The sequence below is a fragment of the Lentilactobacillus sunkii DSM 19904 genome (assembly GCF_001435575.1).
GTDB lineage: Bacteria > Bacillota > Bacilli > Lactobacillales > Lactobacillaceae > Lentilactobacillus > Lentilactobacillus sunkii.
This window is the reverse complement of the sequence record NZ_AZEA01000016.1, coordinates 31,471-56,103: the sequence shown is the minus strand read 5'-3', so window position 1 is coordinate 56,103 and position 24,633 is coordinate 31,471. Positions and strand designations below refer to the sequence as shown.

At 42.3% G+C, this 24,633-nt stretch carries 28 protein-coding genes and 3 riboswitches; of the genes, 14 read left to right on the top strand and 14 right to left on the bottom strand.

What is annotated here, in order from left to right:
• Positions 1-109 precede the first annotated feature (109 nt).
• On the top strand, positions 110-1,408 hold the full coding sequence (locus tag FD17_RS09360) for a cation:dicarboxylate symporter family transporter (protein WP_057825927.1): 1,299 nt from the start codon (positions 110-112) through the stop codon (positions 1,406-1,408).
• Positions 1,409-1,521: 113 nt separating this feature from the next.
• On the opposite strand, the gene tenA is transcribed toward FD17_RS09360, so the two are convergent.
• From tenA to FD17_RS09340, 4 genes are all read right to left on the bottom strand, one after another.
• The gene (gene tenA, locus FD17_RS09355; RefSeq protein ID WP_477218325.1) at positions 1,522-2,205 is read right to left on the bottom strand and encodes a thiaminase II; all 684 of its coding nucleotides are present in this window, start codon (positions 2,203-2,205) and stop codon (positions 1,522-1,524) included.
• Between the two features lie 37 nt (positions 2,206-2,242).
• Positions 2,243-2,827 (bottom strand): ECF transporter S component, encoded by a 585-nt coding sequence (locus tag FD17_RS09350; RefSeq protein WP_057825926.1) that lies wholly within the window; start codon positions 2,825-2,827, stop codon positions 2,243-2,245.
• Positions 2,824-3,543 (bottom strand): TenA family protein, encoded by a 720-nt coding sequence (locus FD17_RS09345; RefSeq protein ID WP_057825925.1) that lies wholly within the window; start codon positions 3,541-3,543, stop codon positions 2,824-2,826. The genes FD17_RS09350 and FD17_RS09345 overlap by 4 nt, the downstream gene beginning before the upstream one ends.
• 152 nt (positions 3,544-3,695) lie before the next feature.
• A riboswitch (TPP riboswitch) is annotated at positions 3,696-3,786 on the bottom strand.
• A gap of 670 nt (positions 3,787-4,456) precedes the next feature.
• Positions 4,457-4,622, bottom strand: a riboswitch (M-box (ykoK) riboswitch).
• A gap of 57 nt (positions 4,623-4,679) precedes the next feature.
• On the bottom strand, positions 4,680-6,194 hold the full coding sequence (locus tag FD17_RS09340; RefSeq protein WP_057825924.1) for a multicopper oxidase family protein: 1,515 nt from the start codon (positions 6,192-6,194) through the stop codon (positions 4,680-4,682).
• Positions 6,195-6,308: 114 nt separating this feature from the next.
• Between FD17_RS09340 and FD17_RS09335 the strand changes: the two genes are divergently transcribed.
• Together FD17_RS09335 and FD17_RS09330 are read left to right on the top strand one after the other, a co-directional pair.
• Complete coding sequence (locus tag FD17_RS09335; RefSeq protein WP_057825923.1) at positions 6,309-6,653, top strand: hypothetical protein; 345 nt, start codon at positions 6,309-6,311, stop codon at positions 6,651-6,653.
• Between the two features lie 70 nt (positions 6,654-6,723).
• On the top strand, positions 6,724-6,969 hold the full coding sequence (locus tag FD17_RS09330) for a hypothetical protein (RefSeq protein ID WP_057825919.1): 246 nt from the start codon (positions 6,724-6,726) through the stop codon (positions 6,967-6,969).
• Between the two features lie 296 nt (positions 6,970-7,265).
• Here the strand turns inward: FD17_RS09330 and FD17_RS09325 are convergent, their stop codons facing one another.
• From FD17_RS09325 to thiS, 5 genes are all read right to left on the bottom strand, one after another.
• The gene (locus FD17_RS09325) at positions 7,266-8,513 is read right to left on the bottom strand and encodes a dicarboxylate/amino acid:cation symporter (RefSeq protein ID WP_057825916.1); all 1,248 of its coding nucleotides are present in this window, start codon (positions 8,511-8,513) and stop codon (positions 7,266-7,268) included.
• Between the two features lie 17 nt (positions 8,514-8,530).
• Positions 8,531-9,751, bottom strand: a complete 1,221-nt coding sequence (locus tag FD17_RS09320) for a M20 family metallo-hydrolase (RefSeq protein WP_057825914.1) — start codon at positions 9,749-9,751, stop codon at positions 8,531-8,533.
• 10 nt (positions 9,752-9,761) lie between these two features.
• Positions 9,762-10,538, bottom strand: a complete 777-nt coding sequence (locus FD17_RS09315) for a thiazole synthase (protein WP_057825913.1) — start codon at positions 10,536-10,538, stop codon at positions 9,762-9,764.
• Positions 10,539-10,549: 11 nt separating this feature from the next.
• Entirely contained in the window at positions 10,550-11,197 is a 648-nt protein-coding gene (thiF, locus tag FD17_RS09310) for a sulfur carrier protein ThiS adenylyltransferase ThiF (RefSeq protein WP_057825911.1), read from the bottom strand.
• Between the two features lie 197 nt (positions 11,198-11,394).
• On the bottom strand, positions 11,395-11,592 hold the full coding sequence (gene thiS, locus FD17_RS09305) for a sulfur carrier protein ThiS (protein ID WP_057825909.1): 198 nt from the start codon (positions 11,590-11,592) through the stop codon (positions 11,395-11,397).
• A gap of 130 nt (positions 11,593-11,722) precedes the next feature.
• A riboswitch (TPP riboswitch) is annotated at positions 11,723-11,815 on the bottom strand.
• Between the two features lie 142 nt (positions 11,816-11,957).
• Here thiS and thiE point away from each other — a divergent pair.
• From thiE to FD17_RS09260, 8 genes are all read left to right on the top strand, one after another.
• Positions 11,958-12,590: a thiamine phosphate synthase gene (gene thiE / locus FD17_RS09300; protein ID WP_057825906.1), complete on the top strand. Its 633-nt coding sequence runs from the start codon at positions 11,958-11,960 to the stop codon at positions 12,588-12,590.
• Between the two features lie 113 nt (positions 12,591-12,703).
• Positions 12,704-14,617: a S53 family peptidase gene (locus tag FD17_RS09295; protein WP_057825903.1), complete on the top strand. Its 1,914-nt coding sequence runs from the start codon at positions 12,704-12,706 to the stop codon at positions 14,615-14,617.
• 306 nt (positions 14,618-14,923) lie between these two features.
• The gene (locus FD17_RS09290) at positions 14,924-15,268 is read left to right on the top strand and encodes a hypothetical protein (RefSeq protein WP_338092500.1); all 345 of its coding nucleotides are present in this window, start codon (positions 14,924-14,926) and stop codon (positions 15,266-15,268) included.
• 210 nt (positions 15,269-15,478) lie between these two features.
• Complete coding sequence (locus FD17_RS09285) at positions 15,479-15,709, top strand: helix-turn-helix transcriptional regulator (protein WP_020281415.1); 231 nt, start codon at positions 15,479-15,481, stop codon at positions 15,707-15,709.
• A complete protein-coding gene (locus tag FD17_RS09280; protein ID WP_057825900.1) occupies positions 15,706-16,053 on the top strand; it encodes a hypothetical protein in 348 nt (115 codons plus the stop codon). Before FD17_RS09285 ends, FD17_RS09280 begins: the two co-directional genes overlap by 4 nt.
• A gap of 14 nt (positions 16,054-16,067) precedes the next feature.
• The gene (locus FD17_RS09275; protein ID WP_057825898.1) at positions 16,068-16,955 is read left to right on the top strand and encodes an ABC transporter ATP-binding protein; all 888 of its coding nucleotides are present in this window, start codon (positions 16,068-16,070) and stop codon (positions 16,953-16,955) included.
• A 4-nt stretch (positions 16,956-16,959) separates the two neighbouring features.
• Positions 16,960-17,730 carry an ABC transporter permease gene (locus FD17_RS09270; protein ID WP_057825896.1) on the top strand — a complete coding sequence of 257 codons (771 nt, stop codon included), beginning with the start codon at positions 16,960-16,962 and terminating at the stop codon, positions 17,728-17,730.
• Between the two features lie 762 nt (positions 17,731-18,492).
• Positions 18,493-18,687, top strand: a complete 195-nt coding sequence (locus FD17_RS09260) for a hypothetical protein (RefSeq protein ID WP_057825892.1) — start codon at positions 18,493-18,495, stop codon at positions 18,685-18,687.
• 170 nt (positions 18,688-18,857) lie between these two features.
• On the opposite strand, the gene FD17_RS09255 is transcribed toward FD17_RS09260, so the two are convergent.
• Together FD17_RS09255 and FD17_RS09250 are read right to left on the bottom strand one after the other, a co-directional pair.
• Entirely contained in the window at positions 18,858-19,337 is a 480-nt protein-coding gene (locus FD17_RS09255; protein WP_082617185.1) for a Type 1 glutamine amidotransferase-like domain-containing protein, read from the bottom strand.
• Positions 19,334-19,603 (bottom strand): type II toxin-antitoxin system prevent-host-death family antitoxin, encoded by a 270-nt coding sequence (locus FD17_RS09250; protein WP_057825890.1) that lies wholly within the window; start codon positions 19,601-19,603, stop codon positions 19,334-19,336. Before FD17_RS09250 ends, FD17_RS09255 begins: the two co-directional genes overlap by 4 nt.
• Before the next feature lie 160 nt (positions 19,604-19,763).
• Here FD17_RS09250 and FD17_RS09245 point away from each other — a divergent pair, with 160 nt between their 5' ends.
• From FD17_RS09245 to FD17_RS09235, 3 genes are all read left to right on the top strand, one after another.
• Positions 19,764-20,810 carry an LLM class flavin-dependent oxidoreductase gene (locus FD17_RS09245; RefSeq protein ID WP_057825928.1) on the top strand — a complete coding sequence of 349 codons (1,047 nt, stop codon included), beginning with the start codon at positions 19,764-19,766 and terminating at the stop codon, positions 20,808-20,810.
• Between the two features lie 2 nt (positions 20,811-20,812).
• Positions 20,813-21,496 carry an NADPH-dependent F420 reductase gene (locus FD17_RS09240; RefSeq protein WP_057825889.1) on the top strand — a complete coding sequence of 228 codons (684 nt, stop codon included), beginning with the start codon at positions 20,813-20,815 and terminating at the stop codon, positions 21,494-21,496.
• A 148-nt stretch (positions 21,497-21,644) separates the two neighbouring features.
• A complete protein-coding gene (locus tag FD17_RS09235; RefSeq protein WP_057825886.1) occupies positions 21,645-21,950 on the top strand; it encodes a hypothetical protein in 306 nt (101 codons plus the stop codon).
• Between the two features lie 98 nt (positions 21,951-22,048).
• Here the strand turns inward: FD17_RS09235 and FD17_RS09230 are convergent, their stop codons facing one another.
• From FD17_RS09230 to gndA, 3 genes are all read right to left on the bottom strand, one after another.
• Positions 22,049-22,363, bottom strand: a complete 315-nt coding sequence (locus FD17_RS09230) for a helix-turn-helix domain-containing protein (protein ID WP_057825882.1) — start codon at positions 22,361-22,363, stop codon at positions 22,049-22,051.
• Positions 22,364-22,369: 6 nt separating this feature from the next.
• Entirely contained in the window at positions 22,370-22,714 is a 345-nt protein-coding gene (locus FD17_RS09225) for a type II toxin-antitoxin system RelE/ParE family toxin (protein WP_235803202.1), read from the bottom strand.
• 332 nt (positions 22,715-23,046) lie between these two features.
• Positions 23,047-24,480 (bottom strand): NADP-dependent phosphogluconate dehydrogenase, encoded by a 1,434-nt coding sequence (gene gndA / locus FD17_RS09220; protein ID WP_057825876.1) that lies wholly within the window; start codon positions 24,478-24,480, stop codon positions 23,047-23,049.
• Positions 24,481-24,633 lie beyond the last annotated feature (153 nt).

Below are 24,633 nucleotides of genomic sequence, written 5' to 3'. Positions count from 1 at the left end.
AGGGTAGGACGTTGCCACGCAATTTAGAAAGTCTTCAATGGTATTTACTATTGAAGGCTTTTGTTTTATATTAAAACAGTACATATTTTAAGGAAATACGGGTGAAATTATGAAGCGGTATAAAGCTTACCGGCTGACTTTGGGCTGGCAGATCGTTATTGGTCTGGTACTTGGTGTCTTTTTTGGGGTTATCTTTTATAAAAATAACGCCGCAATAACGGTTATGCAGAACATTGGAACCATGTTTATCAACTTGATCCAAATGATTGTATTACCAATCGTTGTTTCATGTTTAACGGTTGGAATTGCCAGTATGGGTGATATTAAGAAACTTGGTCGAGTTGGATTGAAGACCATCATCTATTTTGAGTTAATGACGACCATTGCGATTGCACTTGGGATGATTGTTGCCAACGTGCTGCATCCTGGAACGTTGATTGATATTCATTCCCTGCATGGATCAGACATAAGTCAGTATATGGCAACAGCCAAAACGGCTCAACATACTGGAATTTGGGGAACGTTAATTGGGATTATTCCTACCAACATCTTCAAATCATTAGCAAATGGCGACATGATGCCGGTTATCTTCTTCTCAGTATTCTTTGGATTAGGAATTGCGGCTATTGGTGAAAAGGGAAAGATCCTGATCGATGGTTTAAATGCAGTTGCTGAAGTTATGTTCAAAGTAACCAACTGGGTTATGCATGCTGCTCCAATTGGTGTTTGTGCTTTAATCGGGGTTGCCTTGGCTGAAATGGGAATTGGTGCTTTAATCCCGCTAGGTTACTTTGTGGCGATTGCGTACGTCACGATGACAGCGTTTATTTTAGTCATCATGGGAATTGTTGCTAAGATCTTTGGCTTTAGTATCTTTGATCTACTGTTGGTGATCAAAGATGAAATCATTTTGGCGTTCTCAACAGCCAGTTCAGAGGCCGTTTTACCTAAGATGATCGAGAAAATGGATAAATTTGGGACCAGTCAGGGAATTGTTTCATTTGTGATTCCAACCGGCTATACATTTAACTTGGATGGTTCGGCAATTTATCAATCGATTGCTGCATTATTCCTCGCTCAGGCCTATCATATTAACCTCTCCATCGGCCAACAGATTACCTTGTTAGTTGTCCTGATGATTACTTCAAAGGGAATGGCCGGGGTGCCAGGAGCCTCATTTGTTGTCTTGCTGGCAACCATCTCCACCATTGGCGTTCCAGTCACTGGTTTGACCTTTATTGCTGGGATCGACCGAATTGTTGATATGGGTCGGACAGCCGTTAACGTTGTTGGTAACTCCCTTGCCACGGTTGTGATTGGTAAATCAGAAAAAGAATTTGATGAAGAAAAGTCGAAAAAATACATTGCTTCATTTAAAAAGCATTCCGTTGTCGAAAACGCTGAATAGATACTTAGGTAACGCAATCATAAACGACGACAGGAAGTATCTATAAATAATAGCTCTCAAGTGGGTTAACCATCTCACTTGAGAGCTATTTTTTGATATTAATTGATAATTATTTATTTCGTGAGTGCATCCCAATTTTCATGCTTCAATGACATTTGCCAATAGCCCAATTCATAAGCGCTGCTCTTAATGAACACATCGGTCATCTGTTGACGTTCAGCCTTATCGACTTGGCTGGCGGCGAGGTTGGTCAGTTGGATCATTTGGTTTACGCTGTCGGTGTAACCCTCGCTGTCATAAGTCTCAATCCATTGCTGGTAAAGTGAAACCGGTGATCCCTGAGAAATAACGGCTTTACCGATTTCGTTGTATAACCAGTAACATGGCAGCAACGCAGAAATCGCACGTTGTGGGGTTCCCCGGTATAGTGCTGCGTACATATGGTTGACGTAGTTATAAGCAGTTGGGGCGATTGGCGTCAAGGCGATCTCGTTTTTGGTAATATTTAGTTGGGTAAAGAAGCCCTTCCGAACGGCAATTTCGCCATTTTTCAAACCTTGGGCACCTTTTCTTAAAAAATCGATGGCAGCTGGGTCATCCAACTGATCCGCAATTAGATCGTGAAGTTTTCCAAATTCACTGAGGTAATAGCGATCCTGCAATAGATAATAGCGGAATGTGGACATTGGTAGTTCGCCGGCCGTCAGTTGTTTGATAAATGGATGGTTCACGCTTTGCAGCCACAGTGGTTGGGCGAGTTCATGTAATTGATCTGTAAATGTTGTGATTGTTTTCAAAATATTTCTCCTATCTTAGATTCAAATATAAGTTTTGCTAGTTTTTGGCAGGAGCTTCCTGGCGCCAAAGTTTATCAAATCGAAGAGTAATCAATTTCACCATGACACCGTCAAAAAGTAGGGCTGAAATGGTTCGGGTAATGAACAGCCCCAACAGCATTAATAATCCATAATGGCTGTATCCGGATGCAAAATAATCCCAGACAAAACTGGCAACGGTCGCACCAATTGCACCCAGAAGACAGCTGTTCCATGAAAATGCTTGGTATCTTTTTGTTTTAGGAAAAAAGCCAAATTCATTACCGGCACCTTGGACGATCCCATATGCCAACGTGAACGCACCCCACTGGGAACCGAGAAACATTTCAACGATTGATGCCAGCGTCTCGCCAATGGTTCCTGAACCAATAGCTGGCACAAAATACATACTGAGTGGTGCGGCAATGAACCAGAGCCCAGCAAAGAAATTATCAACGTACGGACTCAATCCGGTGGGGGTCGCTGCAACCCTGGCGATATTGTACAGTGAATTTACAACGTATTGATAAATAACACCACAGATAATTCCAATTAGTGCAACAAGGATAATTTGTTGGACGTGCCAATGTGATGATCGGGTCATAACAAATCACCTCCATCTGAGTTCAGTACATGATGTCCCCAGTTGTCCCATGTCAATTGTTTATAGGCAGCGTCCCAGAAATACCACTCTAGAAGGATGCTGCGAACAAACTGCTGCTTAACCTGTTCCAAATGTTCAGGGCTTGCATTGGCTGCCTCTCGGTCAATAACCTTAAGGAAGCGGTTTGAGATTCCATCCTGGCCTGCTAAATGGGGATCTTGAACCGCCTTGACCCAAGAATAAAAGGCGTTATCCGGTTTGACTTTCTTGGTATCAGCAAGGTATTTTCCAAGTTCGATATACAACCAGTTACCTGCCTCGAAGGGGGTAAGCAGATCAAGGAGCGAGCCTTGAGCGATTGGTGAGAGAATATGTGATCGATAAATGAACGTTACAGGTTGAATTGGTTGGTAGCGCTGATCTGTCCAGCTATCTGATGTATTTTCGGTTAGAGATTTAAAAAGTTCGTTGACGGTCCCAAGATGAGTACTCAACTGGTCTGCGAACATTCGTTGATCTTCAATTGTCGTACTTTTTGCGACCAAGTTAGCTTGAACGACTGTTTCGGCGTCGGCATATCGTAAATCTTGCTGAATATAATAATTAAGTGCTTTACTGTCCAGCCGATCATTGATAACAGCTTGAATGAAAGGATGGGCCATGTTGGCTTTTAAATATGGCTGGGCTGCTTGAATTAATTCCTGTGAAAATGACAAAGTCTTCAACTCCTTAAATATAAATAGCAACGGGCAACAATTAAAGACTGCCTCCTTCCTACCATTCTGTTTAAGGGGTCATCAAGTCCATGAAATTAAAAAAGCCCACTTTGAGATTCAAAGTGGGCTTTCAGTCATTTTCACAAAAGCTGATTGACTAAAATGGGTCTCCCTACGGCAGTATTAACTGCATCAGGTTCCATGGGTATTTCTCAGCTGTTTTCAGCGCCCCAGACCACAAAATGATTGATTTAATTAATGTACATTTGTATTACACACGAAACGCGGGTAAAAGTCAAGCAGACTGTTGATGCTCCGGACATTAAAAGCCGTCAACGAGTTTACGTTGACGGCCTTATAATAGTATTTTCGATAAGATCGCAGTTACTTTTCAAGAATCAGCTTCCGCCGGATTCTTGGAGGTTTCGTCCTCATAATTACGATTATTATCGTTTTATGTGTGGCAATTTTGATCGATTAATTGATTCCTCCCCAATTAGTTTCCTAAAAGGTGAAGTGTTTTTCGACTTTGAGTAGCCGATCAAGCACAAGTACGCCAGTACCTAAATGCTCAAGACCACCGAGAAATTGTATTAACCGAATTCCCAAAAAGTTGAATCCTCTAAACAAACGAAGTCGAGAAATTTCTTGTGATACATCTAGCGGTAAAGCTAATAATCAAGAAACAAATACGTTTAGAGTCATCAAACATTTATCAATTCGGGAAGATCGGTTATAACAATTTCTCGTTAAACTTGAGGTTGTAAGAGAGTTATCACAACCGGGCTTCCCTTGGTAGACTGATGCTTCGTCGCTCCTGGGTCTGTAAATTCGTTTGTCATAACTCTCACCTCTTTAAAGTTTTTTAGTAATGAAAAGTGTCCAGCCGCTTCGCGACTGGACACTTCAAAAACACTTACGCCAGTCGTTGAGCTTTAGCACTATGTGATGTAGTTAATAATTAACAGCCACATTAGTCCTAGCCTTACTTTGACTGGGACAGCTGACTCATTGGCGTCTTTCGACGTTTCTGAGCAGTAGCATTTTTCACATAGGAGCCTCACCTAACAGCTTTATTCATTTTTCATTCCACAGTTTATAGTATCACGTCAGGCAGACATGCGCAACAATTAAGCTTACATATCCATTCCGGGAATGTTAAGATCTTCAACTTTAACGCCACGTTCTTTGGCGAATGCATTCATTAAAGTATCCATATCCATGAGTTTATATTGCTTTGGATGATCCGGATCATAGACTTCAAATTGGGCCATCATACCGCCATCTTCGTGTTCAATGATATGGCAGTGGTTCATGTAGACACCAAGATGATCGAACCAAACCTTCAGCCGAACCGTTTCACCAGGGTTTACACCAACGGTATCCTTCAGACCATTTTCGTTAGGATAAGGTGCATGACCATTTCTGGAAACAACTCTAAATTGCGTTCCGTGCATGTGGTAGGGGTGAACCATACCGTTGCTCATGTCGTTGGTATTGCTGATGTCCCAGTATTCAACGTTACCGAGCTTTTGCTTGTCATCAATCCGCTGCATATCAAATTTCTTACCATTCATCATGACTTCTTCATCCATGCCGGACATGACAACTTTGTGGACAGGTGCGCCTGGTGTGACGTCTGGATCTGGAATATCAACCAGATGATCAGGCAATTTAGTGTTGTCTGGTGCAAATTCGTGAATTCTAAACCGCATGATCGGCACATCATCGCAGTACATAGTGACTTCATCGCCAGGTTTGTATTTGCCAAAGTCGACGATGACTTCAGCCCGTTCTGCACATGTCAGCATTAAGTGGGTGAAATCAACGGGTTCAGGAAGAACGCCGCCATCGGATGCAATTTGAGTGAATTTCAAATCGTCACTGAAATGCAGACGCCATTCACGGCGATTGGCACCATCGAGAAGGCGTAATCTGAGCCGCTGTGTCGTTACATCAAAGTATGGATTAATGGTACCGTTGATCATGGCTGTTGGCCCCTGCACGCCGTCAGGGTCATAGTCGGCCATGTAGTCCCATTGGTTGTCCTTGTGGAATCGACGATCCTGTAAAATAACCGGAATATCGTCAACACCGTAATTTCTTGGGAATGGTAGCTTACTTTCAACGTCATCTTTGACGACAACAGCAGTTGCCAAACCTTTCCAAACATGCTGAGCAGTTGCTGGACACGGATGGGCGTGCAGCCAGAGCGTTGCGGCAACCTGATCGCATTTGAATTCAATCTGGGTGCTTTCGCCAGGATAGACCGGTGCGTGACAGCCACCATCGGTAATTGGACCGGGAACGTTTAATCCGTGCCAATGGAAGGTTGTTAATTCTGGTAATTCGTTTTTGAGGGTGATGTGAATCATTTTGCCCTTTTTAAATAAAATTGTTTTGCCAAGCAGATCGGTATTATATCCCCAAGTCTTGGTCTTCTTACCAGGTAATAACTGAACTTCACCGGTTTGGGCGATCACCGTGTAATACATATCGGTATCGGTTTCCTTATCCGGTTTCAAAAGTTCTGGAATTTTTAACGGTTGTTGGGGCGTTTTGGGCTCCTCCAATGGAATAAAGCCGCCATCGTGTGTATTGTAGGCAGGCTCATCAAAAAAGTAATCAGTATAAACTTTTCGTTCTGACATATTATCCGCATCCTTTGATTATTTTTGGATTCAATTTAATCTTACTACTTAATTAGGCGGTGTAACAGAATTTGTGGCATAATGGAATTACAGAGTATAAGAGGAGGTGTCACTGTGGCAGATGTAGTAACTTTCGATAAGTTGGACGACGCAGCAACAAAAAAGGCGGTTGGGGATTTTATTGAATTTTATCTTCGTTGGTTCAAGAAAAACGACCTTGAGATTTTAGCTGAATACAAGATCGATTGGTATTTAGCCGACATCAATCACTACATTTTCGAGAACAAATCCTTTACGCCAGAACAAATGAAAGATGATTTACTTGAACAGCGCGGCAAAGATCTTAAACACGTTATTTCGGTAATCAACCCTGAGTATTACGATGATGGTAGTCTTAAGGCAGAATCCTGGGATAAATGGTATCACGAAAAGTTCGAAAAAGTTCCAAAGAGAGACTAGTCTTTTGAATATACTTTCAATTGTGAATTTGCTATGATTGAGTTAGATAAAGTAGTAAGGAGGGATTTTCATGGCTAAAGAAAAGACCGAGCATTCAAAGAATCAGATGAATCCAAAGAAGCTGGAATATAAGACTGACGTTGATGTCCATCAAATGGTGATCAATAAGTCAGTGATGGCATTGAAAGTACCAACAATTCTTGCGCAAAAGAAAGCTCAGGGGTTATTAACCAAAGCCATTGACGATGGAATTACCCCTTACTACCTCAAGCAGGAAACAATTGAACGTTTGGGTGGCATTAGTCATCATGAATAGAACAAGAGTGTGACGAGACCCGGGTTGACACCGCCAAGTAGGCTAGACGGGCTTTCAGCCAGTCGTCGCAGCACAAGCGATTAAGGCCAATGATGAACTGTTTTTGTTCATTGTTGGCCTTAATTGTTTGTGCAGTAGGGCCCTGGGTCGTCGGAACATGTTTCTACTAGAGAGAATCACAAGCAGCAAAGGACCCACAGATCATTTTCCATTTGGTCTGTGGGTCCTTATTTGTGGTAGAAAAGTGTTGCGGTTTCCCGCATAAAGCTATGGTGCATCAATTCGAAGAAGTGATCTCACAAGTTGTGTTTTGGTGCCAATTTGTTGGCAGGAACTTTGTACGGTTCTCTGTTTAAGGATTTCTCATCAGAAGCGACGGCAATTGCGGTTGTCGTATCCCCAACCACATTTAAGACCGTTCTGAACATTCCCGAGAACCAGTCGATTCCTGCCAAGACTGCGATACTTTGCATTGGCAGTCCCAAAGTTGGGACGACAATCGTCAATGCGACCAGGCCACCGCCGGGAACGACAACCGTTCCCAGGCAGGCAATCACTGATAGTAGGACAATCTTGACCATTGACATTGGTGAAACGGACATTCCATACAATTGTGTCAATGTTAAACACGATAGGGACAGATACATCGCCAATCCGTTACTGTTCAGTGCCATTCCCAGTGGCAGGACCAGTTGGCTGATCGATTTTTCAACCCCTAAGCGACCTTCAGCGTCTTCCATTTCAATTGGCAGCGAAATCGCTGAAGAAGTGGTGGTAAATGCAACTAAAATGATTCTTGAAAAACCGCGGACTAATCCTCTCAGCGGCACTTTTGCGTACCAGCTGATAAAGCCAAACAGGACAATCAAGAAAGTCATACTGCCGAGGCCAAATGCGGTTAGGAATTTGAGCAGGGGCAAAATGACTTTAATCCCGCTGGTTGCGGTTACCCAAGCCATCAGTGCGGCGATTCCAATTGGTGCCAGCTTCATCACGAGCATGACCAGCTTGACAGTTAGCTGATTCATCTGTTTAACAAGGCTCAACACTTGATTGAATTTGCCGTCTTTGTTGGCGCGATTGAGGACAATTCCAAATAATATCGCGAAGATAATGACTTGAATGACATTGCCTTTTGCCAATGCGTCAAAAATATTGGTCGGAAAGAAGTCCAAAACGGTCTGACTAAAATTAGTCGAGGCTTTGGCGACGGTTCCAGAGGTACTAAGAGATGCCAGCTTGATACCATTTCCAGGATTGACCGCATAACCAATTGCCAGTCCGAGAACTGCCGCAATCAGCGTTGTTATCAAAAACCACATTGCTGTCTTGCCACCCAATCTTCCCAGTTGATCGGATTTCAAGCTGCCAAGGGCTTCGATAACGGCGCCAAATATCAGCAGGACGACCGCCATTTGGATTAAACGCAGGAAAATATTTCCCAGCAGCTGAATGCCGGCAATCTTTGGACCAAATGCCAATCCAAGGCCTGCGCCGACAATCATGCCAATCCCGATTTGTGCAGTGATACTAATGTGTTTCAAGTTACTTCCCCCAAACATTAATAGGCTTGTTGGTGAAGACTCTCCGTTAACAATTCAACCCCGCGGAGTAAATCTTCCTGACTCGTGTTTTCTTCAGGGGCGTGGCTGATACCGTTGATGCTTGGCACAAAAATCATTGTGGTGCGAGTCACTTTGGCCATGATTTGACTGTCGTGGCCGGCGCCGGATGCTAATTGAGTTGAGCTGAAGCCCAACCGATCGGCAATTTTTTGATTGGCTGCCAGTAATTGATCATCCAAATGGGTGACGTCACTTTTGGCCCAACGGTTAACGCTGTTGATGATATTTGTGTCCTGTGATCGTTCAACCACTTGGTTGATGATTTGCTCAAATTGATCAAGAACGGCTTCGTTGTTGTGGCGTGTATCGATGGAGAAGGTGACCAGTCCGGGGATGACGTTGGAGGTATTTGGCGAAATATGCATTTCACCGACCGTGAACGTCAGGCCCTTATCGAGTTGATGGGCTTGTTGACTCAAGTCACTGATCAAAGTGACGGCCATTTCCAGTGCATCCGCCCGTTCGTCCATCGGTGTCGTTCCGGCATGATTCGCGATTCCCTTAACTGTGACCGTGAACCTACGCTGGCCGACAATCGAAGTTACTAAACCAATTTGAAGATGGTGGTCAATCAATCGTGGCCCTTGTTCAATGTGCAGCTCAGTAAAGGTTGACGGCAATTCAGGTCGACCACTTTTTACACCGGTTATTTTCAACTTGGCAACGGCATTTCTTCTGGCATCCTCGAAGGAGACACCGTTTGGATCGGTCATTGCCAAATTGATCGGTTGACCTGTGTAATGCTTGGAGCCGGTAAACGTATCCGGAAAACGACTGCCTTCTTCTTCACTAAAAGAAATTAAGCGCAACGTTTTCTTCGGCCGGCCGACTGATTCCAGCAGGTTTTCAATTGCCTGCAAACCGCCAAGGACACCATACAAGCCGTCAAATCGGCCGCCTTGAGCCACGGTATCAATGTGTGAACCGGCCGCAATGATTTGATCGGGGTGAACCGTCCCGGGGATATCCATGTAGGTTGTCCCAAAATCATCCACAGTAACGTCAAATCCAAGCTGCAGTCCCCAGTTAATAACCTGCTGTTGGGCGCTGATCCAGGTTGGCGAATACACAAGTCGGTTTTGACCAACTTCGCCCTTTGATAAGGCATTAATGGTACCGATTCGATGTGATAATTGATTCAGTTGGGTTGTTGTCATATGACCGCCCCTATTTCACCGCGCTGACACCGGTAAGTGGAGATGACGCAACGGCGCCGTGTTCGATAACTCGTCCCGGTTTTGCCAAATAAGCTTTCCGGCCGGCTTCAACAGCCAGCTTGAATGCTTCGGCCATTAACGGAATGTTGCCGGCAGTTGCCATTGAGGTGTTGGCCATCACAGCAGCAGCGCCCATTTCCATTGCTTCGGCAGCTTGACTTGGACGACCGATTCCGGCATCCACGATGATTGGAACGTCGATTTCGTCAATCAGAATTTGAATCAAATCTTTGGTTGACAGGCCCTTGTTGGTTCCGATTGGAGCACCCAAAGGCATGACGGTTGCAGCACCGGCATCCACCAACTGACGGGCAACGTTCAAGTCCGGCAGCATGTAAGGCATAACGATGAAGCCTTCTTTTGCCAGAACTTCGGTTGCTTTCAGAGTTTCATAGTTGTCCGGCATCAAATATTTCTTGTCGGGAACAACTTCCAATTTAACAAAATCACTGCCGCTTAATTCGCGGGCAATTCGAGCTGTTCGGATTGCTTCTTCGGCATTGGTTGAGCCTGAAGTGTTGGGCAGAATGGTGATGCCTTCGGGGATGTAATTTAAAATGTTTTCTTTCCCGGTATTATTGCGTCGCAATGCCATCGTAATAATTTGGGCTTTGGCGTTATTAATTGCTGAATCGATCAAATCATAAGAATACTTTCCTGATCCTAAAATAAAACGTGAGGTAAAGGCGTGTCCGCCAATTACCAGTTCATCTTTTTCGTTTGCCATAAAAATTCTCCTTAGATTTCTTTGTCGCCTAAAATTAATCTGGTCACCATGTTGGCTTCATGACCGGCCGCAATCATAACCCGCGGTGCCATGAGGCCTTCAGCTCCCAAAGATGTTCCATCGCCTGCAATGTACAGGTTGGAACGGGGATGCTTAGTCGTAATCGTATTGGAACTGTGGATGCCGGCCATTCCGGTTCCCATGACAATTGGCTTGTCAGGGTAGAACTCGGAAGCCGCATCCAGCAGCATTGCTTTGGCTGCCGGATTATCAAATGCTTCGGTGATAATATCGGCATCCGCAAACAATTCTTTAACGTTGTCGTGAGTGACTTTTACCTGGTGGATGTTAATTTCCACAAAGGGATTAAACTCCTGCAGGTTTTGTTTCATCGCAACAACTTTTGGCATATCCACCTGGCTTAACTTGAACTGCTGGCGGTTGAGGTTGCTCAACTCGACAGTGTCAAAGTCGATTAATGTCAGGTGACCGACGCCAATTCGGGTCAGGGCAATCGCAATGTTTGAGCCTAGACCGCCGGCACCGGCGATCGTAACGTGAGCCGCAGCCAACTTTTCGGTTGAACCTTTGACGTTGCGTTCCTTCATGCCTTCATAAACGTCGTTAATCTTTAATCCTTGAATTTCTGGTTCCTGCATGTCGTAATCGACTCCTTAATGATGAGTGAGCGAATCCAAGCGGTTAGAAGTCGCCAAGTAGGCTAGGCGTTTCACGGCCGTCGGACTGTAAGTCTCCTCGAAGATAAATCCCTGGTCTTGGGATTTGTCTTGGAGGTGCTTACAAGGATATCTTTGCTTGGATTCGCTGTCCTAAAAGTGAGCGAATCCAAGCTATTCTAGCCGCCACCCACAAATGAAATAAGTTCCAGTTTGTCGTTTTCAGAAATTTTCGTGGTATCAAAATCTGCGCGGTGAACGATTGTGCCGTTTTGTTCAACAACGATATTTTCGATCGGTGCGCTCCTTTGGTTTAGAAACTCAGCGATTGTTTGACCAACCACACCGGATTCCTCTGCGCCATTCACAAGTACCATACAAAAAGACCCCTTTCTTCAAGTTCCGAAGAAAGAGGCCCGTAGATTTAATCGCTCATCGTTTAATTTCAATTTACAGAAAAGAAAAGCCTTCTTTTCCGCAAAAAGAAGGTTTAAAGTCATTATAAAATCGACGTTAAATTCGCTCTTCCTTCGGCAGTCCAAACTACATCAGGTTCGATGGGTATAATCTCAGCCATTTCAGGCACCCCAGACGAAATATTCAGTTAGGCTTGATTCAATTCAAGCTCATGACTTATTTATAACCGGTTACAATATGAAAGTCAAGCAGGAAATACTTCTATACATTTTGCCGAGGTTCAATTACACTGATGGCAAAAGCGAAAATATTGGAGGAAATGAATGTGAAACTGACAAATCGACCACTTTATCTTGTGACGGATCACACCGGATTAACCGATGAACAGTTCTTTAACGCCATTGAACAGGGATGCCAAAATGGTGTTGGCTTGGTTCAGCTGCGGCAAAAGGAGGGGACCAGTCGGGAAATCTTTGAACTGGCCCAACAAGTAAAAGCGATCACCGATAAATACAAAATTCCTTTGATTATTGATGACCGATTGGATATTGCTCAAGCAGTCGATGCAGCAGGAGTCCATCTCGGCCAAAGCGACTTGCCCGTTGACGTTGCCCGTCGGATTCTTGGACCAAAGAAGATTATTGGAGCGACCGCCAAGACTTTGAAGCAGGCAAAAACGGCCGAAGAAGTGGGCGCCGACTATTTGGGAACCGGGGCAATTTTCCCAACCACTACTCACGTTAAGACTGTCCATACTTCAGTCGAAACATTGGGTAAAATTAAGCGAGCAGTTGGCATCACAGTTTACGCAATCGGCGGACTGAAAGCTGATAACGTGGATGCCATTGATGGCGCGCATGTTGATGGTGTCGCCGTTGTTTCGGCGATTATGAAGGCGCAGAATCCGGCTGCGGCTACCAGGGAATTGCGGGATGCGATTGAGGAAGCAATTGGGTAAATTATTTTAGGCTACAAACCAAGTTCATATAAGTAGTTTGATTGCCAGTTAGTGGTACTATTAGTGTGAAATTACTGTAATAGCATGTCACACTAATAGGGGAAGTGGACGTTATGAAGAGTTGGGTAAAAGCCACGATTATGTCTGTTTTTAGTCTTGCAAGTATTTTTGTGGCGCAGACAGTTTTCGCCGCATCCAATCCCATTGGACAAGCATATAGTGATCTAGGTTCCTCTGGAGTTTATCGGCCTACACCTGTAAAAGCTAACACAACAACTAGTTTCGATATTTTTTTGAAGCCACATAATTTTCAAGAATTCTTTCAACAGGCTATGGATGTGAACACTCCGGATAATCTGCAGTTCAAAAATTATTTAACACCATCAGATATTCAGTCAAAATATGGTCAACCATCAACTGTGACTAATAGTTGGAAGGCATACTTAAAGAAACATCACTTGCGAACTTTGGTGTATGACAACGGAATCCAATTAACTGTGACTGGAAAGGTAAAATACATTGATAAGACTTTCCACGTAAACATGAATACTGCTACTTACCACAGCAATCCACTACAGTTTGGTAGTAAAAAGCCAAACATTCCTTCAAAACTGGCAAATACGGTGTGGACTGTGTTGGGGATGACCGATCATAATCGAAATTATGTAATGCCTAACAGCAACATGCCTCTCGTAAAGAAGGGTAACGATTATTCTTTTTCCGGCTTCACCAACCGATTTGTGAATCAATATGATGTTCAGCCCTTATATGATCAAGGTATGACAGGTAAAGGACAAACCATTGGCATTATTGCGTTTGGAAATATCAAGAAAAGTAATGCCTATCATTTTTGGAAACATGAAAATGCAAGCACTGACATGCATCGACTCACGACCAAGGTGGTTCCTGGTGATATGTACAAGGGTAATCTGGTCAGTCTCAATGAAGGCGAAACAACGATGGATGTTGAATATGCAGGCTCTGTCGCCCCACAAGCAAATGTGAGAATTTACTGGATTCGAAGCCCGTATCCAACAGTTATGAATATGATTAACGCTTACGCTACTGCATTAAACGAAAACAAAGCAAGTAGCTTATCAACCAGTTGGGGACTTTTTGGGAGTTCATACTTGAATTTGTTAGTTAAACATAAGGTTTTAAGCTCAAAATATTTGGATGTTTTAAATTTTGTGCTTGCTCAAGCCGCAATCCAAGGTGTTTCGAGCTTTGTCGCTTCAGGCGATACAGGTGCTTTGAATTTTGACGTTAAGGGTATTTCAGGTAATCATTTGTTGATGGATCGTTCTATAAATGGAAACTTGCCATTTGATGCAAACCCGTGGATAACATCGACAGGTGGCACTACATTACCCTTTGATGGAAATCTTCCGACTAAGGGAAATGAAAAATCACTTGGGAAAGTCACAATTTCTAGCGAAAGAAGTTGGGGGACAGATTATATATGGCCACTTATAGGCAATCCGGATAGACTTGCTCAAGTCCCAGATAGAATCGATGGGCTGTTGAGAGGCAGTGGTGGCGGATTTAATAAACTTACGAGTACCCCAACTTACCAACAAGGGGTACCTGGCGTGAATACCTTCAATGCCAGAAATTATGTCTCAAGTCTGAATCAATTTGTTTTGGGCGCACCACTTGTCCATGGAACCGATTCAGGAAGAAATTATCCTGATGTTTCTGCAGATGCCGACCCCGAAACAGGGTACAAGGTATATTACAAAAAAGATGGCATTCAGTGGCCCCCAAGTGGTGGAACCAGCATTGTAGCTCCACAATATGCCGCAATGGCAGCTGTTATTAATAGCCAGCCAGGTCGTGCACGAATGGGATTCTGGAATGCTCAAATCTATCAGCTAGCCCAGAAATCTGATTCACCGTTCCACCCATTAAATGCGACAACTGATAATTCAAATTTGTATTATACTGGTCAGCCAGGAACAGTCTACAATCAAGCAAGTGGATTAGGAACAACGGACTTCTCAAAGCTGGCAGAAGATTATAAATAACATAATGGAGTCATCATCACTTTACACAGTGTATGGTGACTCTATTATTTTACTTAATTCCATTCGCAGCTGTGTGAGAACAAATCGTTTTGAATTATTTCAAGCATTTTTTGCTTCCTTGCCAGTGATATAATGTTATTTAGCAACGGATTCAAGATAGGTTTCCGGTTTCCGCAAACCAAATAATGACCGAGAAATGAACACGTATCATTAATAATCATAATCATCGTTAAGTATATTTCGTATGGATCGACTCACTCATTTGGGGCCATCTATGATAATAATCAAACAGTGATGCAAGACCTGATGACATTTTTATTTAGTAATTTATTTTCTTGTTTGCTGATCATCACAATTGTGTTCTTAATTGCCAGTTTAAGCCGCACAAGCTCAATTGCCGCAGTAGTTGGTTTACTATTTATTTTTATGGGAACGCCTATTTCGAATTTGTTAATCCGAATGGTCGGCAACGGTTCTTCAATTATTAAATGGTACCCAGGAAATATGTTTAATGTTGCATTTCAGTTCTTGACGCCAGGTACGATTCATCAGTCACTATTAAGTGACGGTGAGCTGATTATTGGAAATCTGATTTGGGCTGGACTGTTTATTGCTATTGGGTACCATGCGTTCAAGAAAAAGCGTATTTGAGTGATTCATTTAAATGAGTTGAGTGTTAATTATCTTTTTGATGATTAGCACTTTTTTATACTTTAAAAAGTAAAGCTTATTCGAATGTTATCAAATAAAACATAACAAAAAGAAAAGTATACTTTACTTTAGGAAAAGATGGGTATACTATATAGACAATTCAAAAAGAAACCGGTGCTTTTGAAGATTGGGGGTAAGTCAATGAGTCGAATGAAGGATAGCAACGATCGGATAGATAACAAGGTATATGAGTATCGTGTTTTACGTCATCTGTCACAGTCGGAGCTGGCGGATGCGGTTGGCGTGTCAAAACAAACGATATTGGTTATGGAAAAAGGAAATTACTCCCCATCACTAATTCTGGCATTCCGATTAGCCGATTATTTTGGAGCATCAATTACTGATATTTTTAATTATCACAAAGGAGACGAAGAGCAATGAAAATTCATTCACTGTCTGATATTCCGGCCTGGTTATTTTATCCATTGAAGACTTGGACGGATTCCAGTTACAACCACTATAACTTATTTTTATCCTTGATTATGATTGAGGTTTTATTTGCCCTGGGGGCCTGGTGGTATCTTTACAAAAAGATTGGCAAGAGCGATGAGCGAACTGATCGGATTTATCTTCGGGCAACCATGTTGTGTTTTGTAGTAGTCATTGCGTGTGAAAGTATATTTCCAACCGAATACTTGCTGAAACAGTTTGAGGTTCTTAAATATGGAATTGGGATGTTAGCTGCGGACATTTATCTCTTTGTCGTCTATCGTAGAAGCAACTAAAGAAGGCCAAAGCAATGAAAATTTTATCTGTAAGTAATTTAAACCAGTCGTTTGGATCTCGACATGTTCTGAATGACATTTCTTTTGATATTAAAAGTGGAACAATTGTTGGGTTGGTCGGCCCAAACGGCGCAGGAAAGTCGACGATTATGAAGGACATTCTGGGATTGTTGGATTATCAATCAGGGACGATCACTGTTGCCGGAACTAATACTTCTTTTCAAGATCATAGACCATTGAAGCAAGTTGGTGCATTGATTGAATATCCTGGTTTATATCCATTTCTCACGGGCTGGGATAATTTGAAACTATTCGCTACATCAACAGTTAACGTTGAAAAGGTTGTGTCTGGGCTTCATATGAGTTCTTACATTAAGAAACGAGCCGGCCATTATTCATTGGGGATGAAACAAAAGCTTGGTATCGCATTGGCCCTTGTTAATGAGCCGGACCTAGTCATTTTGGATGAACCAATGAATGGCTTGGACCCGCAATCGGTTAAAGACTTGAGAGACCTAATTAAGCAGATGGCTGAAAATGGAACAACTTTCTTGATTTCATCACATATTCTGAGTGAATTGGAGAAACTGGCTGATGATTTAATCGTGATAAAGAAAGGCAGAATCATCCAGCATACAAGTATGAAAGAAATGTTGAACCAGGATAGTCACTTTATTATTTTGAAGACCAGTGACGACCGTGCAGCAAATAGTCTTGTTGTGAATGCAGGATATCAAGTTACTGCCAGTCAACCATTGACAATTATTGAAAGTGAATCAGATGAAGTTGCTAAAATACTAAGTTTACTTTCAGAAAACAATATCGAAGTCATCGATTTTCAGCATAATGAAGGTAACTTAGAACACTCGTTGCTAACAGTATTGGCAGAAGAGAAGGTGTAGGGTCATGATGATTTTAATTCGACAAGAGCTTTTTAAGTTATTTAAGAAGCACAGTACATGGATTTCATTAATTGTTATGATGGTAATTCAGATTGGATTTGCAGTAATGACTAAGATTCATCCAGATGTGTTCAATCCACAAGAAACCTATACAACTGGATACTATGCGACAACATTGTTAGTTTTCTATCTTATTGCTGCAAGTAGTTCGATTATCACGATGGAATTCCAATATGGAACGATTAAAAATTTACTATATCGGGAATATTCTCGTGGCAAAATCTTAATTAGCAAGTGGATCACCCTTCTGGTTTATTCAGTTGCATGGCTTGTCTGGATCAATATCAGTTCATTGTTAATTAAGTTTATCCTGTTTCCAAAAGTAGACTTAGGTGCAAACTTAGGTCATGGGTATACGGTGTTGACGAGTACAATTGTCGTTGATCTTGCCAACCTGTTAACTGTATGGTTGATCTTAAGCATTGTGATACTTCTCAGTAATTTGTTTAAGAACTCCGCTGCTGCGATTTCAGTTGGCATTATCGGTTCTTTTGTCACTAATATAATGTCTGGGATGAGTGCTCAGCTAGTTATTAAATGGCCGTGGTTAAAGTGGAATCCTTTGAATATGCTACAATATCCGGATCAAATCCTTTCTCCTAGTGAAATTCATCTGACCCGGTTGACATTGACTCAGTTATTTTCAGGAAATCTCGTTTACATTGTTTTATTACTGGGAGCAGGGTATCTTGTGTTCCAGCATCGAACAGTCTGATCCTTCAGAAAATAATTTTTGTCAATATTTCAGTAGATATGTAACGTTCAGATTAACTGTGAGTGTTTGAAAGTCAGGCTAGTTAAACTCAGGGATTCTGTGTCTTTGATGAAAGGTTAACGGGAAGGGGAAACAGTCATGCAAGTAATCATAAAGAGCTTTGGCATATTTCTATCATGGGTAAGCAGTGGATTCCTAATTTACTTCTTTGTGACACTATCAGGCAGTACAGATGTCCGATTGAATTGGTACTTTGTTGCCATTGTACTGTTTATCATATTTGTGGTCCAAACAATATTTATATACAGGGAGCAAAGAAAACATAACGGGAGCGAAATATAGTTGTTAATTTAATATTTAAGCAAAAATGTCCATTTATACTAAGAAGCCCCTCAATCAATTGTTTTATTATTGATTGATGGGCCTCTCTGTGTGTCATGGTGAGTAATGGTTGTCTAAATTAATTGAATATCGATCGGATATCAAGAATGCCTTCCTGTTTGAAGTGTTATGTCTAATTCGGCCCGCTTACAATGAATATTAACAAATGTGCTAAGCATAGCTTGATACATATACTAGACGTTACTACCTAGAGTCTAGAGAAACATCTGTTGAAATAGTTACAAAAGAGTTGCACCGAATTCCGCTTTTCCTTGTTAGAGCTAATTTTGAAGTCATCCACCACACCGCCTATGTCCAAACGACTTATAATATAAGTGTGGAAACGATCATCTGTTTGGATCAGCATAAGGGGTGATTTTGATGCGAATTAATAAAAATATTCCTCGAGATTATCAGCTCTGGCTGTCAATTTCTGGTTTGGCTATCTCAATTTTGATCTTCTTTGGTGGTCATCCGGTTATGTTCACCATTCTCTGGTGGGTGCAATTGATTCTTGGGGTTGCGGCTTTGATTGGGATTGTGTACTTTGGTCAAAAAGCATTAAAAAATCGATAAGGAAAAATGTAAAAACGCGTTACCAACACATTTTCTGTTTTGAAAATATTGGCAACGCGTTATTTTATCTCATGATGGGATAAGGACTGCCATACTGCGATAGGCAAAACATAATTTTTGCAGATGCTATTCATTACGGTAAACATGCTTAATTCAGATATATAGAGTACCTATCCCAATAGCTTTGCTGCCCCATCCCTGATCACAATTCCCTCGTCATTTCTTAATCGTGTAACGTTGCTATTGGTGCTTGATTCAAATGCTTTTATTGAGCTTTCCAACTGTGGATTATCTTGCGAATGTTTGTCGTAGTGTGGATAAATCCGAATACTTGTCGCATCAATTGAAGCGGTGTCCGAATCATTATTAAAGTTATCTTCGGGATACAGTTGAGTAAATAAATCCAGGTCGGGACCGAGGACGATTGCACCGGCACTAATTCCATAAACTGGTTTTCCGTTCAAAATCAGCTTTTTGAGTAGGGCAACTGATCCGGTCTGCCTTAAACTGTCAAATAGAATAAATTCATAACCACCATTTAAAATAATTGCTTTCGCTGTTTTTAACAGGTTGGAATCATCTTTGAAAACATCAAATAGAATGATATTTTCAAAGCCTAAATTTTCAAGAGTAGCCTTTAGATCAATCATTTTGGGATGGTTTTTTCCTTTTCTACATCTTCTATTGAATGCAAGGAGCCGTTACGTGCGTGTTTAACAATCTGGATTAACTCATTGGCCACTTGGTTTTGTTCGAACTTCTCGAACTCGTCAATATCAACAATAGCATACTTACCATAGCCATTTTTAGTTAGAATGACAGGATTATTGGGTGTTACTTCCTCTAAAAGTTTATTATATGAACGCAGCTCAGAAATGGGCTTAATGTTTTTAATGCCAAGATTTGGTGTTTTCATATCTCCACCTCCTGTTGCAAGTATACAGGCAGTGCTGCAAATTTGCAACGGAACATCTTGAGGCAATTTCATTAGCCATTTTAGTTGCTTTTTACCCCCAAGTACTATAATCTATTATCATACTTACAAATAGTAAGCGACAGGAGGAAAAAGCATGAGCATGGTTGATGTAGATAAATTACAATTTGGGCTGGAAACGTTTGGTGATATTGTTTCGGCTGAGGACGGTGAGCTTTTAACTGCCGGCCAATCAATTCGTCAAATCGTTAAGGAAGGCCAATTAGCCGACAAGTTGGGAGTTGACGTTTTTGGTGTCGGTGAACATCATCGTCCCGATTACAGTGTTTCAAGTCCTGAAATTGTACTGGGCTCGATTGCTTCGGTAACTGAACACATCAAGCTGGCAACCGCCGTTACCGTGTTGAGTTCCGATGATCCGGTTCGGGTGTACGAACGGTTCGCCACTCTCGAAGGATTATCCGAAGGCCGTGCGCAAGTCATGCTTGGCCGTGGCTCATTTACGGAATCCTTCCCGCTGTTTGGCTATGATTTAACCGACTATGACGATTTATTCAACGAAAAATTAGAAATGTACAGTCAATTGATCAAAGAAAAGCCGATCACTTGGCATGGCAAATTCACCCAGTCACTCAAGGATCAGGACGTTTATCCAAAGACTGATTATAACGGCATTGAGACCTATATTGGAATTGGCGGCTCACCTGAATCAATTATCAGAACAGCAAAGTACGGCTACAAAGTGATCCTGGCGATCATTGGCGGGCAGGCTGACCGCTTTGTTCCATACTTGAACTTGTATAAAAAAGCAGCTGAAAAGTACAACATGCCACTTCAACCCGTTGCCGTTCACTCTCACGGCTTTATCGCCGACGACGAGGACGAAGCCGTTGAAGTTGCTTGGAAGAACATCAAGGCCAATTTCGACCGCATCGGCTTAACCCGTGGATGGGCACCGATGAGCCGTGAACAGTTCGATGGGGAGACCAAGGTAGGTTCCTTCTACGTTGGCAATCCGGAACACGTTGCTCAAAGAATGGCCCGGACGATCAACTTGATGAACCTTGGCCGGTTTGACCTCGTGTACGGCGCAGGTAACCAGACCGCAGCTCAACGTGAACGCATGATCGAATTATACGGAACCAAAGTGATTCCTCGCGTTAAAGAAATCCTGTCCGAGGAGGGCTAATCATGACAGAAATTAAAAATGTCGGCATCCTGGGTGCCGGAAAAGTGGGCATTGTGTTAGCCCAGCTGGCATTAAAGGCCGGCTATCACGTCCGGATTTCAGGGTCAGGTTCGGTTGAGAAGATTGCTATGACCATTGAAACCCTGGTGCCGGGTGCGACTCCAGCCACGAACCAGGGGGTTGTATCGAAGAGTGATTTGATTATTTTGGCGATTCCACTGAGTCGATACAAGAATATCAAGTCTAAGCTGCTCAAAGGCAAATTAGTGATTGATGCGATGAACTATTGGTGGGAAACTGACGGCATCCGAGAAGAAGTCTTGGATCCATCATCGACTTCCAGCGAGCAGGTTCAGAAGTATTTCAATAAGAGTACCATCGTCAAAACCTTTAACCACATGGGCTACCATAATCTTCAAGAAGAGGCCAAGCCAGCCGGTGCCGAGAATCGTAAAGCACTATTTGTGACTGGTGATAACAAAGAAGCCGTTGATGAAGTGGCTGAGTTTGTGGATACCATGGGTTTTGACACCGTGGTTCACTATGATATTGCCGATGGGATTATGACTGAGCCCGGCAGTGAGCTGTTTGGTGCCAGCTTGACCAAAGCAGACCTGCAGAATGTGATTGATCATTTTGATGAGACTGATTTTGGGAAGAAGATTAAGGCGGAAGAAAAGGGTTAGAGCTTAATGTTTCCAAAATAATTTAGGCCAAGTAATTTGAGAGTTCATTTCTCAAGTTACTTGGCTTTTTTTAGTTGCGTGTCTGACTTGGTTTGCTGGGGGTGTGTATGCTGTGATACTGTTATTGGTGAACTGGAGGTTAGGCTATTTGAAAATTACACAAAGAATAACTGAGAATATAATAAATCAAATTGATGATAGAACTATGGCGAGATTGCCTTCATTACTTGGCTTAGTTACTTTACTTTCACTTGGGCTGTATTTTGTTGACTCTCTCCAACAGGTTGCATCAATTGTTTTGGATATTTCATTGTTTGGATGGGCTGACTTGATGGCTGTTTTGCTGACTAGGCGAGGAATAAATGTTTATTTGAGCATTACAGTTTCGACGGTCCTCATGGTTACTGCGGGTACGCTGTTGTATTTTTGTCTTGGTGTAATTACAGGAAGCTAATTTTTTCATAGTTAATAGAAAACCAGCTATCTTCTTGATCATGATTGGTCAAAGGGATGGCTGGTTTTAAAATTGACTTTAATTATTAGAAGTACTTATCATTCATGGGTAAACAAATGGTCAAGTAACTCTGGATTATCCATCAAAACTTGTAAGAGTCGTTTTGCTGATCCGTTGGGATTGCTACGCCCAATTTCCCAACTTTGGACAGTTCGAACTGATACCCCCAGTTCGACTGCAAGTCTTTGTTGGGTAAGATGATGTTGGTCACGGAAAAGCTTGATGCTTTTCGCATTAATATTGGGGATCTTCAATGGCACTCGCATAATGGTCACATCTGAATCATCGCCATCGGCAAGCTTATTTAAAGCATTTAAACTTTGGTCTAAAGTTTCATCTGATAAATTTCCCATTTGAAGTCACTCCTTAGTTGAATGATAGTTGTGTCGTAGATGCTGGATTACTTTCTGAATTTTTTGTTTCTGTGTATCCGTTAAGTTTGCCTGGTCTTTCTTAGCATAAACGGTTAAAAAATAGACAGTTTTTTGGACTAAGGTAAAGTAGATAATACGGTAGCTTCCACTCTTTCCTCGGGCGCTGCTTTCCTGTTCAAAACGGAGCTTGATGGCACCCCCTGTACCTTGAATGAGCACTCCAGGAAAACCATTAGTCCGCGAGTTGATTGGTGCATTTTGATAATATTCAGTCAGATAAGTTGCCAAGTTTGATTTGTCAATAGCGGTAAGACCCAAATGCTGCCACATTCGGTTGAAGGGCTTAGGGAAGATGAATTTCAATTCGTCATTAATTGTACTCGCCTCTTGCTATTTATTTCTAGAATTAGTATATACGATTATTTCGTACTTATCAATATTTTTGTTTAGAAAAGGACAGCAACCGCCGGTTTTGCGGTTGCTGTCCTTTTGCTAATTGATACTTAAAAGTTTTTGGTTATATTGCAAATTAGGCTGTCTTTGAGGACAGCTCCAACCCATCTGATTCTTCCGCTTAACCGATAAAAGGCCTTAACCGCAAAACCAGCGGTTAAGGCCTTTTATCAATTAATGCTCGGAATCACCCGATGGGTTTCCGCTCACTACTGTTCTTCATACCAAGTATAATGGAAGCTTCCTGGGCGGTCGACACGTTCGTACGTGTGGGCACCGAAGTAGTCCCGTTGTGCTTGGAGCAAGTTTGCTGGTACAACTTCTGAACGATATGAATCGTAGTATGATACGGCGGCTGCCAATGATGGTACTGGTACGCCGGCCTTTGTTGCCAATGCTACGACGTCACGTGCTGATTCTTGATACTTCTTTGCAATATCAGTGAAGTATGGGTCCAAAAGCAGGTTTTGCAATTCTGGATTCTTGTCATAGGCATCGGTAATGTTTTGAAGGAATCGGGCACGAATAATGCATCCGGCTCTCCAAATCTTTGCCATTTCGCCTAACTTGATATTCCACTCGTATTGTTCTGAAGCGGCCTTCAATTGAGCAAAGCCTTGAGCGTAACTCATAACTTTACCGAAGTAGAGGGCTTCACGAACCTTTTCAACGATTTCTTTCTTGTCGAAGTCAACTTTGCCTTCTGGCTTAGGAAGTACTTTAGATGCTGCAACACGTTCCTTCTTGATCATTGAAATATAACGTGCGTATACGGCTTCGGTGATAACTGATTGGTCAACACCGACTTCGAGGGCATCCTGTGAACTCCACTTACCGGTACCTTTGTTGGCACCACGGTCGAGAATCATATCAACGATAGGCTTAGTCTTGTCATCACCAATATCATCTTTATGAGTTAAAATGTCGGCGGTAATTTCGATTAAGTAGCTGTCGAGTTCGCCTTTGTTCCAGTCTTTGAAGATGTCAGCCAATTCATCAACTGAGTAGCCGGCAAGGTTTCTTAAAATGTTGTAACTTTCATCGATTAACTCTTCATCACCATATTCGATGCCGTTATGAACCATCTTGACATAGTGTCCGGCACCATTAGGTCCAATATAGGTGACACAAGGTTCGCCATCAGCTGGTGCTTTGGCAGCGATTTGCTTGAGAATTGGTTCTACCAAATCATAAGCTTCTTTTTGGCCGCCTGGCATCAATGATGGACCTTGTAAGGCACCAAGTTCACCACCGGATACACCCATTCCGATAAAGTTGATTCCTGATTTATCAAGACGGGCATTTCGAGCCATCGTATCGTGGAAGTTTGTGTTACCACCATCGATAAGAACATCGCCCTTATCAAGCAGTGGAAGTAATTCATCAATAACGGCATCGGTTGGTTTACCAGCCTTAACCATTAAAATAATTCTACGAGGAGTTTCAAGTGATTTAACAAAGTCTTCAATCTTGTAACTTGGAACGAGTTTCTTGTCTCCGTGATCCTTCATAACTTCTTCAGTCTTGGAGCCGGTTCTGTTGAAAATGCCAACAGTGTAACCGCGGCTTTCGATGTTAAGGGCTAAGTTCTTACCCATAACAGCCATACCAACAACACCAATGTTTGCTTTTTGATCAGCCATTTCAAAACCATCCTTTTCTATATAAGAATTACTACACGTTAAGTGTATCATCTCACAAAGTGAAAGTGAAACAAAAACGCGCTGGGGCGGTATGCCTAATTGGTTAAATGAAAGATTGTGAAAATGAAAACGGATTATTAAGAAATCGCTTAC

Excerpts from the sequence above, each read along its gene's own strand:
- FD17_RS09360 (WP_057825927.1), top strand. The coding sequence starts at position 110 with ATGAAGCGGTATAAAGCTTACCGGCTGACTTTGGGCTGGCAGATCGTT.
- FD17_RS09350 (WP_057825926.1), bottom strand. The coding sequence starts at position 2,827 with ATGACCCGATCATCACATTGGCACGTCCAACAAATTATCCTTGTTGCA.
- FD17_RS09340 (WP_057825924.1), bottom strand. The coding sequence starts at position 6,194 with ATGTCAGAACGAAAAGTTTATACTGATTACTTTTTTGATGAGCCTGCC.
- FD17_RS09330 (WP_057825919.1), top strand. The coding sequence starts at position 6,724 with ATGGCTAAAGAAAAGACCGAGCATTCAAAGAATCAGATGAATCCAAAG.
- FD17_RS09320 (WP_057825914.1), bottom strand. The coding sequence starts at position 9,751 with ATGACAACAACCCAACTGAATCAATTATCACATCGAATCGGTACCATT.
- FD17_RS09315 (WP_057825913.1), bottom strand. The coding sequence starts at position 10,538 with ATGGCAAACGAAAAAGATGAACTGGTAATTGGCGGACACGCCTTTACC.
- thiF (WP_057825911.1), bottom strand. The coding sequence starts at position 11,197 with ATGCAGGAACCAGAAATTCAAGGATTAAAGATTAACGACGTTTATGAA.
- thiS (WP_057825909.1), bottom strand. The coding sequence starts at position 11,592 with ATGGTACTTGTGAATGGCGCAGAGGAATCCGGTGTGGTTGGTCAAACA.
- FD17_RS09295 (WP_057825903.1), top strand. The coding sequence starts at position 12,704 with ATGAAGAGTTGGGTAAAAGCCACGATTATGTCTGTTTTTAGTCTTGCA.
- FD17_RS09290 (WP_338092500.1), top strand. The coding sequence starts at position 14,924 with ATGACATTTTTATTTAGTAATTTATTTTCTTGTTTGCTGATCATCACA.
- FD17_RS09285 (WP_020281415.1), top strand. The coding sequence starts at position 15,479 with ATGAAGGATAGCAACGATCGGATAGATAACAAGGTATATGAGTATCGT.
- FD17_RS09280 (WP_057825900.1), top strand. The coding sequence starts at position 15,706 with ATGAAAATTCATTCACTGTCTGATATTCCGGCCTGGTTATTTTATCCA.
- FD17_RS09275 (WP_057825898.1), top strand. The coding sequence starts at position 16,068 with ATGAAAATTTTATCTGTAAGTAATTTAAACCAGTCGTTTGGATCTCGA.
- FD17_RS09270 (WP_057825896.1), top strand. The coding sequence starts at position 16,960 with ATGATGATTTTAATTCGACAAGAGCTTTTTAAGTTATTTAAGAAGCAC.
- FD17_RS09260 (WP_057825892.1), top strand. The coding sequence starts at position 18,493 with ATGCGAATTAATAAAAATATTCCTCGAGATTATCAGCTCTGGCTGTCA.
- FD17_RS09255 (WP_082617185.1), bottom strand. The coding sequence starts at position 19,337 with ATGATTGATCTAAAGGCTACTCTTGAAAATTTAGGCTTTGAAAATATC.
- FD17_RS09250 (WP_057825890.1), bottom strand. The coding sequence starts at position 19,603 with ATGAAAACACCAAATCTTGGCATTAAAAACATTAAGCCCATTTCTGAG.
- FD17_RS09245 (WP_057825928.1), top strand. The coding sequence starts at position 19,764 with ATGGTTGATGTAGATAAATTACAATTTGGGCTGGAAACGTTTGGTGAT.
- FD17_RS09240 (WP_057825889.1), top strand. The coding sequence starts at position 20,813 with ATGACAGAAATTAAAAATGTCGGCATCCTGGGTGCCGGAAAAGTGGGC.
- FD17_RS09230 (WP_057825882.1), bottom strand. The coding sequence starts at position 22,363 with ATGGGAAATTTATCAGATGAAACTTTAGACCAAAGTTTAAATGCTTTA.
- FD17_RS09225 (WP_235803202.1), bottom strand. The coding sequence starts at position 22,714 with ATGTGGCAGCATTTGGGTCTTACCGCTATTGACAAATCAAACTTGGCA.
- gndA (WP_057825876.1), bottom strand. The coding sequence starts at position 24,480 with ATGGCTGATCAAAAAGCAAACATTGGTGTTGTTGGTATGGCTGTTATG.